10 protein-coding genes are annotated in these 13338 nt (G+C 67.9%); 5 read left to right on the plus strand and 5 right to left on the minus strand.

The window, feature by feature from the left end; genetic code table 11:
- The first annotated feature begins 19 nt into the window (after nucleotides 1-19).
- Both KIH07_RS14330 and nhaA read left to right on the plus strand, forming a co-directional pair.
- A complete protein-coding gene (locus KIH07_RS14330) occupies nucleotides 20-1192 on the plus strand; it encodes an MFS transporter (RefSeq protein ID WP_226492617.1) in 1173 nt (390 codons plus the stop codon).
- Nucleotides 1193-1277: 85 nt separating this feature from the next.
- Nucleotides 1278-2423, plus strand: coding sequence for a Na+/H+ antiporter NhaA (gene nhaA / locus KIH07_RS14335; RefSeq protein ID WP_226492618.1), 1146 nt, complete (start codon nucleotides 1278-1280; stop codon nucleotides 2421-2423).
- A 13-nt stretch (nucleotides 2424-2436) separates the two neighbouring features.
- On the opposite strand, the gene KIH07_RS14340 is transcribed toward nhaA, so the two are convergent.
- Nucleotides 2437-3138 (minus strand): TetR family transcriptional regulator, encoded by a 702-nt coding sequence (locus KIH07_RS14340; RefSeq protein WP_226492619.1) that lies wholly within the window; start codon nucleotides 3136-3138, stop codon nucleotides 2437-2439.
- Nucleotides 3139-3316: 178 nt separating this feature from the next.
- Between KIH07_RS14340 and KIH07_RS14345 the strand changes: the two genes are divergently transcribed.
- From KIH07_RS14345 to KIH07_RS14355, 3 genes are all read left to right on the plus strand, one after another.
- Nucleotides 3317-4609 carry an efflux RND transporter periplasmic adaptor subunit gene (locus KIH07_RS14345; protein ID WP_226492620.1) on the plus strand — a complete coding sequence of 431 codons (1293 nt, stop codon included), beginning with the start codon at nucleotides 3317-3319 and terminating at the stop codon, nucleotides 4607-4609.
- 11 nt (nucleotides 4610-4620) lie between these two features.
- Nucleotides 4621-7767, plus strand: a complete 3147-nt coding sequence (locus KIH07_RS14350) for an efflux RND transporter permease subunit (protein WP_226492621.1) — start codon at nucleotides 4621-4623, stop codon at nucleotides 7765-7767.
- 288 nt (nucleotides 7768-8055) lie between these two features.
- Nucleotides 8056-9450, plus strand: a complete 1395-nt coding sequence (locus KIH07_RS14355) for an efflux transporter outer membrane subunit (RefSeq protein WP_226492622.1) — start codon at nucleotides 8056-8058, stop codon at nucleotides 9448-9450.
- Between the two features lie 108 nt (nucleotides 9451-9558).
- Here the strand turns inward: KIH07_RS14355 and KIH07_RS14360 are convergent, their stop codons facing one another.
- The 4 genes from KIH07_RS14360 to earP all read right to left on the minus strand — a co-directional run bounded on the left by KIH07_RS14360 (nucleotide 9559) and on the right by earP (nucleotide 13327).
- Nucleotides 9559-10431, minus strand: a complete 873-nt coding sequence (locus KIH07_RS14360) for a TIGR00730 family Rossman fold protein (RefSeq protein WP_226492623.1) — start codon at nucleotides 10429-10431, stop codon at nucleotides 9559-9561.
- 60 nt (nucleotides 10432-10491) lie between these two features.
- Nucleotides 10492-11370, minus strand: a complete 879-nt coding sequence (locus tag KIH07_RS14365) for an AEC family transporter (RefSeq protein ID WP_226492624.1) — start codon at nucleotides 11368-11370, stop codon at nucleotides 10492-10494.
- Between the two features lie 113 nt (nucleotides 11371-11483).
- Nucleotides 11484-12038 carry an elongation factor P gene (efp, locus tag KIH07_RS14370; RefSeq protein WP_226492625.1) on the minus strand — a complete coding sequence of 185 codons (555 nt, stop codon included), beginning with the start codon at nucleotides 12036-12038 and terminating at the stop codon, nucleotides 11484-11486.
- Nucleotides 12039-12187: 149 nt separating this feature from the next.
- Nucleotides 12188-13327 (minus strand): elongation factor P maturation arginine rhamnosyltransferase EarP, encoded by a 1140-nt coding sequence (gene earP, locus KIH07_RS14375; RefSeq protein ID WP_226492626.1) that lies wholly within the window; start codon nucleotides 13325-13327, stop codon nucleotides 12188-12190.
- Nucleotides 13328-13338: the final 11 nt, after the last annotated feature.

Raw genomic sequence — 13338 nt, forward strand, 5'->3', positions numbered from 1 at the left:
GCCGGTTGATGAACATCGTTTGAAGCCTACGCAACGAACCGAACTCGCCCGGTTGATCACCGCCCAGGTGTGCCTGCACGCCTGCATGACCGGCTTTCGCATGGCCGCGCCACTGATGGCGCTGCGCGAGGGCCGCAGCCCGGTCGCGGTGGGCACGCTGCTGGCGCTGTTCGCGTTGGCCCAGGTGTTTCTGGCCTTGCCGGCCGGCCGCTACGCCGACCGCCGGGGCCTCAGGAAGCCGGTGCTGCTGGCCGTGGGCGTGGCCACCGGGGGCGCGTTGCTCGCGGTGTTGTTCCCGATGTATGGCGTGTTGTGTTTCACCGCCTTGACCTGCGGGGGCGCCACCGGGATGGCCGTGATTGCGCTGCAGCGCCATGTGGGGCGGCTCGCGACAGATGCCACCGCGCTCAAGCAGGTGTTCAGCTGGATGGCCATCGGGCCGTCCATTTCCAACTTCCTGGGCCCGCTCGCCGCGGGCGTGATGATCGACAGCTTCGGCTTTCGCGCCGCGTTCCTGTTGCTCGCGCTGCTGCCCTCGTTGGCCTGGTTCTGGATGCGGGGCACGGTGGATCACGAGCCGGTGGCCCCGGAGCAGCGAAACGCCAGCGGATCGCCATGGAACCTGTTGCGCGATGCTGCGTTCCGCCGCCTCATGCTGATCAACTGGATGCTGGCCTCGTGTTGGGACGTGCACACCTTCATCGTGCCTGTGATTGGACACGAGCGGGGCCTGAGCGCGACCGCGATCGGCGCCGTCCTGGGGGCCTTTGCGCTGGCCGCCACCGCCATCCGGTTGGTCATGCCCTGGCTGGCCGCGCACCTGCGCGAGTCGGTGGTGATCGGCACGGCCATGGTGTCGACCGCGCTGTTGTTTGCGCTGTACCCCCTGGTGCAGGCGACCTGGGCGATGGGGCTGTTGTCCATCCTGCTGGGGTTGGCGCTGGGGTCGGTGCAGCCGATGGTCATGAGCACGTTGCACCAGCTCACGCCCCGGCACCGGCACGGTGAAGCGCTGGGCATGCGGGCCATGGCCATCAACGGATCGAGCGTGGTGATGCCGCTGCTCTTTGGTTCGGTCGGAGCGCTGGTGGGCGTGGCCTGGGTGTTCTGGGTGGTGGGCGCGGTGGTGGGCGCGGGCTCGCGCCTCGCCTGGCGCTTGCCACATTCCTTCGGTTCGCGCCCGGGCGAGTGAGCCGGCCTGCGGTGCGCTCGGGCCGCCTGTGGGGACTTGGGCGATCTGTGGACACTTCGCCCGAACCTCCCCCTAAGATCGCTCCATGAACACAGCACAACGAGATGGCCTTTTGTTGGCGGGCAGCGCGGTGGTCGGCATGGCCCTGATGAACAGCCCGATGTCCGACGGCATGCAGCAACTGCTGGCGTTGCCCTTCCAGGTGGGGGTGGGCGGGTACGTGCTTGCCAAGCCATTGGAGTTGTGGATCAACGACTTTCTGATGGCCATCTTTTTTCTGCTGGTGGGGGTGGAGATCAAGCACGAGTGGCTTCACGGCGCTCTGGCCACGCCGCAGGCGCGCATCCTGCCGTTTGGTGCGGCCGTGGGGGGCATGGCGGTCCCCGCTCTGATTTTTGTGCTGTTCAACTGGAACCAGCCACCCAACCTCGCGGGCTGGGCCATTCCTGCGGCCACGGATATTGCGTTTGCCATCGGTCTCATGGCGCTCGCAGCCCCGAACATCCGTGGTGCGCTGCTGGCGTTCCTGACGGCCGTGGCGGTGCTGGACGATCTGGGCGCGATCATCGTGATCGCGCTGTTCTACACCGATCAGTTGAGCAAGACCATGCTGGGTTTTGCCGCCGTGGGGGTGGGTGCGTTGTTCATCCTCTCCAGCCTGCGGGTGCAGCGCATCTGGCCTTATGTGGCGGTGGCCCTGTTTCTTTGGGTCTGCGTGCTCAAGTCGGGTGTGCACGCCACGCTCGCGGGCGTGGTGGTGGGCCTGTTCCTGCCGGCGGCGCAGGATGGCAACAGCCCGGCGGAGAAACTGGACCATGCCCTCAAACCCTGGGTGAGCTGGCTGATCCTGCCGCTGTTCGGGGTGGTGAACGCGGGGGTGTCGCTGGCGGGCTTTTCATGGGCCGCCCTGGCCCAGCCGGTGACCCTGGGCGTGGCGGGGGGGCTGCTGCTGGGTAAACCTTTCGGCATTCTGGCGGGTACCTGGGTCGCGAGCCGGCTTGGCGGTGGCTTGCCCGATGGGCTGCGCCTGCGCGACTATGTGCCGGTGGCGTGCTTCTGCGGCATTGGATTCACCATGGCGTTGTTCATTTCCACGCTGGCCTACCCGCCGGGCAGCGATCCAGGCGATGCGGCCAAGCTCGGCGTTTTGCTGGGAACCGTTTGCGCCTTTGCGTTGGGGGCTCTGGTGGCCCGCTGGGACGGGTCAGGCCGCTCGCCTGCAAGCGCCTGACCGGGGCATTCATTCACCCGATTGGCTCGGGTACGGGTGTCTTGGCCCGGGTATTCGCGGCGCGTCGGGCCGAGGTTCTTTCCCCCGCTTTGATCGGAAAACCGAGCCCGCTCAGGAAGGTGTCGACCACCTGCCGGCCACTGCGCCGCAGGTCAAATGCCTTGGGGTCGAGCAGCCAGTTCTGGATCAGGCCGTCGATCATCACGTGCAGACCGAGCGCCGCGCTCTGCACGGGGATGGCGAGGGTCAGCCCCTGCTGGTTCGCCGCCGACTGCAACACCTCGGCGGTCTGCCGCATGCAGTCGTTGCGGCCCTGCAGGTGGCGTGCGCGCACCGCGTGCATTTCGTCGTGGTATTCCACCTGCAGGGTGGCGATTTCGAAAACGCGGCGCGTGCGCTCGTCGGTGGCGGTCTTGTGCAGGGCGTGCGCGATGGCATCGCGCAGGGCTTGCAGTGGGTCCTCCAGGTCCGAGGGTTTTTTCCCTGTCCCATTCAGGGTTTCTTCCAGTGGCAAAACCACGCGTTCCATCATCGCGTTGAATAGATCGGCCTTGTCCCTGAAGTGCCAGTAGATGGCGCCGCGGGTGGTGCCGGCGGCCACGGCGATGTCGTTGAGCGAGGTGCGCGAGACCCCGCGCTTCTGAAACAGGTGCTCGGCCGCGTCGAGCAGGCTGTGGCGGGTGGCCTCGGCGTCGGCCTTGGTGCGTCGAACCATGTGATGTCTCCAGTCGATTGACCTTATGGAAATGTGGGGGCTTGTTGGGTTGGGACTATACATACATTCACGAATGTATGTATAGTTCGACCCCTTGCCCTCGTTGGTCATCGCTCGCGACGGTCATGTCAGCCGCTTCTCAGGCGGCTTCCCCGATTTCATTGCCCTAAGGATTCCCATGCCTGCTCAGAGTCCCCAGTCTTCCGTTTCGTTCAACCCCCCGCTGGCGACATCCGGTCGCGCCGTGCAGTGGGCCCGCCGCCTGTCGGTGATCTCCGCCGCTGTGTTGCTGGTGGCCTGCGGCAAAGGGGAGGCGCCGGCCGCCGCAGCGCCAGGCGGCGGCATGCCCGCGCCCGAGGTGGGCGTGGTCAAGGTCGCACCGGGCGATGTGGGCCTGTTGACCGAGTTGCCGGGCCGGCTGGAGGCCTCGCGCGTGGCCCAGGTGCGGGCACGGGCGGCGGGCATCCTGCAGCAGCGGCTGTTCCGCGAAGGCAGCGATGTGAAGGCCGGTCAGGCGCTGTTCCGCATCGACCCGGCACCGTACGCCGCCGCCCAGCAGAGTGCGCAGGCCAGTCTGGCCCGGGCCCAGGCCAACCAGGCCCAGGCCACGGCGCTGGCCGAACGCTACAAGCCGTTGGTGGCGGAGAACGCGATCAGCCAGCAGGAGTACGCCAACGCGGTGGCGGCCCAGAAAGCCGCCGAGGCCGACGTGGCGGTGGCCAAGGCGGCGGTGCAGACCGCCAGCATCAACCTGAACTACGCGAACGTGACGGCGCCGATCTCGGGCCGCATCGGCCGCGCGCTGGTGACCGAGGGTGCGCTGGTGGGGCAGGGCGAGGTGACCCAGCTGGCCGTGATCCAGCAGGTGGACCCGATGTATGTGAACTTCACCCAGTCGGCGGCGGAGACCATGAAGCTGCAGCGTGCGCTGGAGAGTGGCCAGCTCAAGGGCGCGGGCGTCGGCGCGGCCAGCGTGCGTGTGGTGCTGGAAGACGGCAGCGAATACCCCAAGGCGGGACGCCTGCTGTTCTCCGATCTGTCGGTGGACCCCACCACCGGCCAGGTCACGCTGCGTGCCGAAGTGCCCAACCCCGGCGGCGCGCTGCTGCCGGGCCTGTACGTGCGGGTGCGCCTGGAGCAGGCGACCGCGCGCGATGCCATCGCGCTGCCGCAGCAGGCGGTGACGCGCTCGGCCCAGGGCGACTCGGTGTCGGTGGTGGCCGCTGACGGCAAGATCGAGCAACGCACGGTGAAGATCGGTGGCCAGCAAGCGGGGCAGTGGGTGGTGCTGGACGGGCTGAAGGCCGGTGAGCAGGTGATGGTGGACGGCTTCCAGAAGCTGCAGATGATGCCGCCGGGCACACCGGTCAAGGCTGTTCCCTGGCAGGCGCCGGGCACCGCACCCGCCGCAGCCGCGCCCGCCGCTGCCCCTGCAGAAGCTCCGGCCAAAGCTCCGGCTGCGTCGAAGTAAGGAGCGCCGGCATGGCAAGATTTTTCATCGACCGGCCCATCTTTGCGTGGGTGATCGCGCTCTTCATCATGGTGATGGGCGCGGTGTCCATCACCCAGCTGCCGATCGCGCAGTACCCACCGGTGGCGCCTCCGTCCATCGTCATCAACGCCACCTACCCCGGTGCTTCGGCCCAGACGCTGGAAGACAGCGTGCTGTCGGTCATCGAGCAGGAAATGAACGGCTCGCCCGGCCTGATCTACATGGAAGCCGTGGCCCAGGCCAACGGCACCGGCAGCATCACGCTGAGCTTCGAGCCCGGCACCAACGCCGACCTGGCGCAGGTGGACGTGCAGAACCGCCTCTCGCGGGCCACGCCGCGCCTGCCCTCGGCGGTGACGCAGCAGGGTGTGCGCGTGGACAAGTCGCGCAACAACTTCCTGCTGTTCACGATCCTCTCCAGCGACGACCCGGCCTGGGACCCGGTGGCCCTGGGCGACTACGCCTCGCGCAGCATCGTGCCCGAGCTGCAGCGCCTGCCCGGCGTGGGCCAGGCCCAGCTGTTCGGCACCGAGCGCGCCATGCGGGTCTGGATCGATCCGGCCAAGCTGCTGGGCTTCAACCTGAGCGCGGCCGACGTGACCAACGCCATCCGCGCCCAGAACGCTCAGGTCTCGGCCGGTGAAATCGGCGCGCTGCCCAACGTGGCGGGCCAAAGCATCGCCGCCACCGTGGTGGTCAACGGCCAGCTCGCCAGCGTGGAGCAGTTCGGCAACATCGTGCTGCGCGCCAGCGCCGACGGCGCCAGCGTGCGCCTGAAAGACGTGGCCCGCATCGAGCTCGGCGCCCAGGCCTACGCCACCTCGGCGCGCCTGAACGGCAAGCCGTCCACCGGCATCGGCGTGCAGCTCTCGCCCAGCGGCAATGCGCTGGCCACGGCCGAGGCGGTGCGCGCGAAGATGACCGAGCTGGAGCGCTTTTTCCCCAAGGGCATGTCCTGGGCCATTCCCTACGACAGCTCCAAGTTCGTGAAGATCTCCATCCAGGAAGTGGCCAAGACCCTGGCCGAGGCGGTCGCGCTGGTGTTCCTGGTGATGTTCCTGTTCCTGCAGAACTGGCGCTACACGCTGATCCCGACGCTGGTGGTGCCGGTGGCGCTGCTGGGCACCTTCGCCGGCCTGCTGGCGATGGGCTTCTCCATCAACGTGCTGACCATGTTCGGCATGGTGCTGGTGATCGGTATCGTGGTGGACGACGCCATCGTGGTGGTGGAGAACGTCGAGCGCATCATGAGCGAAGAGGGGCTGCCGCCGCTGCAGGCCACGCGCAAGGCCATGGGCCAGATCTCGGGCGCCATCATCGGCGTGACCGTGGTGCTGATCTCCGTGTTCGTGCCACTGGCCTTCTTCAGCGGCTCCGTGGGCAACATCTACCGCCAGTTCGCGGCGGTGATGGGCATGTCCATCGGCTTCTCGGCCTTCATGGCCTTGTCGCTCACGCCAGCGCTCTGTGCCACGCTGCTCAAGCAGGTTGAGGCGGGCCATGCGCACGCCAAGACCGGCTTCTTCGGCTGGTTCAACCGCGGTTTCTCGCGCACCGCCAAAGGCTACGAAGGTGGCGTGGCCAAGCTGCTGCCGCGCGCCGGCCGCACGCTGGTGATCTATGTGGCCATCGTCGCCGCCGCCGCGGTGGTCTACCTGCGTCTGCCGACCTCGTTCCTGCCCAACGAAGACCAGGGCAACCTGCTGGTGAACGTGCAACTGCCGCCGGGCGCCACGCAGGCGCGCACGCTGGAGGTGATGAAGCAGGTGGAAGGCTTCATGCTCCAGCAGCCCGAGGTGCAGAGCATGGTCGGTGTGCTGGGCTTCAGCTTCTCGGGCCAGGGCCAGAACGCCGCACTTGCTTTCGTCACGCTCAAGGACTGGTCCGAACGCTCCGGCGAAGGCAGCTCGGCCCAGGCCGTGGCCGGCCGCGCCTTCGGAGCGCTCTCGGGCATCCGCGACGCGTTCATCTTCCCGCTGAGCCCGCCGCCCATTCCCGAGCTCGGCGCCTCGTCCGGCTTCAGCTTCCGGCTGCAGGACCGCGCGGGTCGGGGCCACGACGCGCTGCTGGCCGCGCGCAACCAGATGCTGGGCATGGCCTCGCAGAGCAAGCTGCTCACCCAAGTGCGCCCGGACGGCCTGGAAGATGCACCGCAGCTGCAGATCGACATCGACCGCGACAAGGCCAACGCCCAGGGCGTCGGGTTCGACGCGATCAACAGCGCCATCGGCACCGCGCTGGGCTCCAGCTACGTCAACGACTTCCCCAACGCGGGTCGTCTGCAGCGGGTGGTGGTGCAGGCCGATGCCCTGGCGCGCATGCAGCCCGAGGACCTGTTGCGCATCAACGTGCTCAACAGCAAGGCGCAGGCGGTGCCGCTGTCGGCCTTCGCCACCACACGCTGGGTCACCGGCCCGATGCAGACCGTGCGCTACAACGGCTACCCGTCCATGCGCATCAGCGGCAGCGCCGCGCCGGGCGTGAGCACCGGCCAGGCCATGGCCGAGATGGAGGCGCTGGCGGCGAAGTTGCCGCAAGGCTTCGGTTTTGAGTGGACCGGTCAGTCGCGCGAGGAAAAGCTCGCGGGCTCGCAGGCGCTGATCCTCTATGGCTTCGCGGTCCTGGCGGTGTTCCTCTGTCTGGCCGCGCTGTACGAGAGCTGGAGCATTCCGCTGTCGGTGGTGCTGGTGGTGCCGCTGGGCGTGCTCGGCGTGCTGCTCGCCACGCTGTTGCGGGGTTACTCGAACGACGTGTACTTCCAGGTCGGCCTGATCACCATCATCGGCCTGTCGGCGAAGAACGCGATCCTGATCATCGAATTCGCCAAGGACCTGCAGGCCCAGGGCAAGGGTGTGATCGAGGCGGCGCTCGCGGCGGCGCACCTGCGGTTCCGTCCCATCATCATGACCTCGCTGGCGTTCACGCTGGGCGTGTTGCCCCTGGCCCTGTCGGGCGGCGCGGGCTCGGCCAGCCAGCGGGCCATCGGCACCGGCGTGATCGGCGGCATGCTCACGGGCACGGTGCTGGCGGTGGTGTTCGTGCCGATCTTCTTTGTGGTGGTGCGCTCCCTGTTCAAGGGCAGCGATCGCCAGCACCGTCGGGAAGCCGAAGAGGCCGAACACCATGGCGTGCATTGATATGAAACACCCCCGCCGCGCTGCGCGCGACCCCCTCGAGGGGGCGGCACTGGCCGTCCGGCAAAGCCGGCCCGGCGGTGCCCTTGGTTGCACCGTTTCATACGTTGCGGGTCACGCTCCGGTGTGGTGGACAACCGATATGAACACCCCCTTGCGCTGCTTCGCGTCTTCCCCCCAAAGGGGGGACCACACCAGCAGCCCGGCAAAGCCGGTTCTGCGGTGTGTGCTGGACGGCGCTTCTTCTTTCGTTGCATCGCGCATTTTGCGCAGCTCGGTGGAGCAACAGTCATGAAATCTCGTTCTAACCTGCGCCTCGGCGCCCTGGCCCTGGCAGCTCTTGCGCTGACCGGCTGCTCTTTCATTCCCACCTACGAACGGCCGGCCGCTCCGGTGGCCGCCGACTGGCCCGGCGCTGTGCCCGGTGGTGCGGCGGGCTCGCCCGCGGCGGCCGAGATCGCCTGGTCCGACTTCGTCACCGATGCGCGGCTGCGCGAAATCATCGGCCTGGCGATCCAGAACAACCGCGACCTGCGGGTGGCGGTGCTCAACATCGAGCAGGTGCGGGCGCAGTACCAGATCCGCCGTGCCGACCGCTTCCCCACGCTGAACCTGGCCGCCACCGGCAACCGCCAGACCAGCACCGACGACAGCATCACCAGCGTCTACACCGCCGGGCTCGCCATGAGCAGCTGGGAGCTCGACTTCTTTGGCCGCGTGGCCAGCCTCAAAGAGGTGGCGCTGGCGCAGTACCTGGCCAGCGAAGAGGCGCGCAAAGCGGCGCAGACCAGTCTGGTGGCGTCGGTCGCCAGCACCTGGCTGAGCCTGCAGGCCAGCGACGAGCTGCTCGCGCTCACGCAGCGCACCCTGGCCACGCGCCAGGATTCGCTGCGCCTGACCAAGCTGCGCTTTGACAACGGTGCGGCCTCGGCGCTCGACCTGCGCCAGGCCGAGTCGCTGACCGCGGCGGCCGAGTCCGCGCTGGCCCAGCAGCAGCGCCAGCGCGCGCTGGACCTCAACGCGCTCACCCTGCTCGTGGGGCAGCCGCTGCCGGCGCCGCTCGCCGATCCCGCGAGAGAAGCGGTCACCACGCAGTCGCTGTTCCGTGATGTGCCCGCCGGTCTGCCCTCGGACCTGCTCACCCGCCGTGCCGACATCCGCCAGGCCGAACAGCAGCTGATCGGCGCCAACGCCAACATCGGCGCCGCGCGCGCGGCCTTCTTCCCGCGCATCTCGCTCACCGCCAGCGTGGGCTCGGCCAGCAGCGAACTCTCGGGTCTGTTCAAGGACGGCTCCTGGGGCTTCACGCTGGCGCCGCAGGCGCTGCTGCCCATCTTCGATGCGGGCCGCAACCAGGCAGGCCTGGCGTCGGCCAAAGCGGGCCGCGAGATCGCGGTGGCGCAGTACGAGAAGGCGATCCAGACGGCGTTCCGCGAGGTCGCCGATGCGCTGGCCGGGCGCGCCACGCTGGGCGAACAGCTGCGCGCCCAGCAGGCCCAGGCCACGGCCGAGGCCGAGCGCTTCCGCCTGGCCGAGCTGCGCTACCGCAATGGCGTGGCCAGTTTCCTCGACGTGCTCGATGCGCAGCGCTCCCTGTTCGCCACCCAGCAGGCCCTGACACAGACCCGCCTGGTGCAACAGCAGAACCAGGTCGCGCTCTACAAGGCGCTTGGCGGAGGCTATTGATCGGGCCTCTCCGAAGCGAAGTGCCCGACGCAGCACACACCGCGGAACCGGCTTTGCCGGGCCGCTGGTGTGGTCCCCTGGGGGAAGTCGCGCAGCGGCGCAGGGGGGTCAAACGCTGGGCAAATCGTAAAAACGCATGATGTAGTCCCAAGCCGCCTGCGGGTCGTCCACGTACTCGAACAGCTTCAGGTCTTCGGGCGAAATCATGCCTTCCTCGACCAGCACGTCCAGGTTGATCAGGCGCTTCCAGTGTTCGCTGCCGAACAGCACGATGGGCACCGGCTTGGCCTTCTTGCACTGCACCAGGGTGATCACCTCGAACAGCTCGTCCAGCGTGCCGAAGCCGCCGGGGAAGGCCACCAGCGCCTTGGCGCGCATCATGAAATGCATCTTGCGCAGCGCGAAGTAGTGGAACTTGAAGCTGAGCTCGGGTGAGATGTAGGGGTTGGCCGACTGTTCGTGGGGCAGGGCGATGTTCAGCCCCACGTTGAGTGCGCCCTCGTCGTGGGCGCCGCGGCTGGCCGCTTCCATGATGCCGGGGCCGCCGCCGGTGCAGATGAACAACTGGTCTTCCTTCGGGCAGCGGGCGCTGTAGCGCGCCACGATGCGACCGAACTCGCGCGCGTGTCCGTAGTGGCGGGCGTTGCGCACCATGGCGCGGGCGCGTGCCACGGCCTGGGGGTCGCCGCTGGACTCGGCGTCGATCATGCGTGCCCGGGCGATCTCGGGCTCGTGCACGCGCGCGCTGCCAAACACCACGATGGTGTTTTCAATGCCCAGATCGCGCTGGGCCAGGTCGGGCTTGAGCATTTCCAGCTGGAAGCGGATGCCGCGGGTCTCGCGGCGCAGCAGGAATTCGGGGTCGGCAAAGGCCAGACGGTAGGCGTCGGCCTGCAGCGGATGGCCTTCGCTGGCGTGCGACTGCAGTTCGGCCCAGGCATCGGCCAGGCGGCGTTCTTTCAGGTCTTGGGTGGCTTCCATGGGGGCTCCTTGTTGCATGTGTTGGATTGTCTGTCCTGTCGCCCGGCACCCCGGGGCGGCTCAGAGGCCGATGGCCAGCGCCAGTGGCACGAAGGCCACGGCCAGTGCGTTGCCGAGCATGATCATCGCCCCCACCTTGTCGGGTTCCTGGTGGTAACGGTCCGCCAGCATGAACTGCATCACCGCCGGCGGCAAGGCCGCGAACAGCAGCAACTGGCCACGCGCGGCGCCCTCCAGTCCCAGCGCCCAGGCCAGCGGAATGCCGATGGCCAGCCCGATCAGCGGCCGTGCCAGCGCGCCCAGCAGACCGAGCGCCAGACCGCTGCGGGTCAGGGCCGTGAGCCGCACGCCGAGCGCGAACAGCATCATGGGCAGCATCGCGTCGCCCAGCAGCTTCAGACCGGACAACACCACCTCGGGCGGGCGCAGGTCGGCCAGGGCGCTGACGAAGCCGAGCGCGGTGGCGATCATCAGCGGGCTGGTGAGCAGGTCGCGGGTGCGGGCGTGGCTGCTGGTGATGCGCGCGCCGAGCGAGAAGTGGAACAGGTTGCTGACCGAGAACAGCGCCACGGCGGCGCCGAAGTGCGCCGGCCCAAAGGCCAGCAGGGCCAGGGGCAGGCCCATGTTGCCGCAGTTGTTGAACATCACCACCGGCACCAGGGTGCGTGGCTGCGCACCAAAGGCGCGGGCCAGCGGCCAGGCCAGCAGCCCGCTGCCGAGGATCAGCACTGTGCCCCCGATCAGCAGCGGCACGTGGTCCGCGAGTTGGAAGTCGCGCGAGGCCAGCGCCGAATACACCAGCAAGGGGGCCAGCACATCGAGCGCGATGCGGTTGAACGCCGTGAGGTCGGGCCGCTGGCGGCGCGCATAACCGTAGCCGATGGCCACGATCAGGAACACCGGGATGATGACGTCGGCGATACGGGTGATGAGGTCCATGTGGGCCTTGATGAAAGCGAAAAGGCTCCCGCAGGAGCCTTTTCAACGAACCGGTTCGATATCCGTTTTCCGCGGCACCGGAGCGCCACCCGCGGCGCGGGGGGTGTTTCGCTTCAGACGCGCTTGCGGTATTCGCCGGTGCGGGTGTCGATTTCGATGCGGTCGCCCTGGGCCACGAACAGCGGTACGGAGATTTCGAAACCGGTGGCGATCTTGGCGGGCTTGAGCACCTTGCCGGACGTGTCGCCCTTGACGGCGGGCTCGGTCCAGGTGATTTCGCGCTCGACGCTGGTGGGCAGTTCGACCGAGATGGCCTTGCCGTCGTAGAACACCACTTCAACGGCCATGCCGTCTTCCAGGTAGTTCAGGGCGTCGCCCATGTTTTCGGCTTCGACTTCGTACTGGTTGTAGTCGGCGTCCATGCAGACGTACATCGGGTCGGCGAAGTAGGAGTAGGTGCAATCCTTCTTGTCCAGAATGATCTGGTCCATCTTGTCGTCGGCCCGGCAGACCACTTCGGTGGCCATGTTGTTGAGCAGGGCCTTGAGCTTCAGGCGCACCGTGGCCGCACCACGGCCACCGCGGGCGTATTCGGTTTTCAGGACGATCATCGGGTCCTTGCCGTGCATGATCACATTGCCGGCGCGGAGTTCTTGAGCGATTTTCATAAGGATTCCAACGGTTGGGCCGCTTGTTCCTGTCGGGACCGAAGGACCCGGGAACGGTGCTGATGGCTGCGATCTGTGCGGCGAGGCAGATGGCGGGAGGAAAAGGCCGTTTCGGTAACCCGGACCAGTTTTCCGCAAAGCCTTGAATTTTATCGCTTTTCGGCGACGAATCCGAGCAGCTGGGTTGTCAGGTCGGTCTGGTCCAGCAGACGCTGGCGGGCCGCTTCGGCGCAGGCACGCCAACTATCCACCACGGACCAGCCGGGCCAGACAGCGCCCGTCGCGGTTTCGATGCCGTTCCAGACGCGGTGAAACGTCCGCAACGAGGGCGGTGCCTGCAGCCAGTCGAGAAAGGCTTCGAGCTTGGCGTGGTGGGCGTCGTCGTGTTGCGGGTAGATGTGCCAGACGAAGGGGCGGCCGGCCCAGAGCGCGCGCACCAGTGAGTCTTCGCCGCGTACGAGATTGAGGTCGCAGCTCCAGAGCAGGTGGTCGTAGTCGCGCTGGGTCAGGGCGGGGAGGGTGTGCAGCCTGCAGCCGGGCCCTGGCTCCCCGCACTCGGACGCCGCAGCGGCCACCGCCAGTGAGGCCCGACCCGACGTGACCAGCCAGTCGCTGGCCTGCGCGTCCTGGCTCGCCTGCCTCAGGACCACGGGCAGGGCGCTGGGTTCGTAGCAAAACAGGCTCACGCGGCGCGCGGCGGCCAGCGGCAACGCCCGCGAGCGCAGCCAGGTGGGTGCGTCAAAGGCCGCCTGTCGGGCGGTCAGATCGGCCTCGCGCAGCAGACCGCCGGTGGCGGGCGTGAAGCCTGGGTAGAAAAACCACGTGGTCAGGCCCTTGAGCGGCCCGCTCATGATGGGCGATGGCAGTCGGTGCGAACGCTCCACATAGGACTCGGCGCTCATGTACTCCAGGTTGAGCCAGACCGGCGGCCGCTGCCCCAGAAGCAGGGCGGCGGCAAGGTGGTCCTTGATTTCCGGTGGCAGATGGCAGCCGAAGGTCTCGACCCAGACGTCGGCCACGGGCAGGCTGGCGGGCAGCGCCGGTGGCAGCGGCTGCGTCCAGTGCAGCACCTGGATGCCCGGCACCTGCCCGAGCAGCGCGCCGGGCACCATCCAGGCCAGGTGTTCGGGTTGGTCGATCCACAGCCGCACCTGGTGGCCACGTGAGGCCAAGTCCGCGCAGAAGCGCCAGCACACGCCCGCGTCGCCCAGGTTGTCGATGACCTGGCAGAAAACGTCCCAGCGCAGGGAGGGGAGCGGGCGGTGGGTGGACAGATCGTTTGTTGACATGGGCGTGATCT

The sequence above is a fragment of the Hydrogenophaga taeniospiralis genome (genome assembly GCF_020510445.1).
GTDB lineage: Bacteria > Pseudomonadota > Gammaproteobacteria > Burkholderiales > Burkholderiaceae_C > Hydrogenophaga.

What these genes read in the sequence shown, in the direction of transcription:
- nhaA (WP_226492618.1), top strand. Translation starts at nt 1,278, where the DNA reads ATGAACACAGCACAACGAGATGGCCTTTTGTTGGCGGGCAGCGCGGTG.
- KIH07_RS14340 (WP_226492619.1), bottom strand. Translation starts at nt 3,138, where the DNA reads ATGGTTCGACGCACCAAGGCCGACGCCGAGGCCACCCGCCACAGCCTG.
- KIH07_RS14345 (WP_226492620.1), top strand. Translation starts at nt 3,317, where the DNA reads ATGCCTGCTCAGAGTCCCCAGTCTTCCGTTTCGTTCAACCCCCCGCTG.
- KIH07_RS14350 (WP_226492621.1), top strand. Translation starts at nt 4,621, where the DNA reads ATGGCAAGATTTTTCATCGACCGGCCCATCTTTGCGTGGGTGATCGCG.
- KIH07_RS14355 (WP_226492622.1), top strand. Translation starts at nt 8,056, where the DNA reads ATGAAATCTCGTTCTAACCTGCGCCTCGGCGCCCTGGCCCTGGCAGCT.
- KIH07_RS14360 (WP_226492623.1), bottom strand. Translation starts at nt 10,431, where the DNA reads ATGGAAGCCACCCAAGACCTGAAAGAACGCCGCCTGGCCGATGCCTGG.
- KIH07_RS14365 (WP_226492624.1), bottom strand. Translation starts at nt 11,370, where the DNA reads ATGGACCTCATCACCCGTATCGCCGACGTCATCATCCCGGTGTTCCTG.
- efp (WP_226492625.1), bottom strand. Translation starts at nt 12,038, where the DNA reads ATGAAAATCGCTCAAGAACTCCGCGCCGGCAATGTGATCATGCACGGC.
- earP (WP_226492626.1), bottom strand. Translation starts at nt 13,327, where the DNA reads ATGTCAACAAACGATCTGTCCACCCACCGCCCGCTCCCCTCCCTGCGC.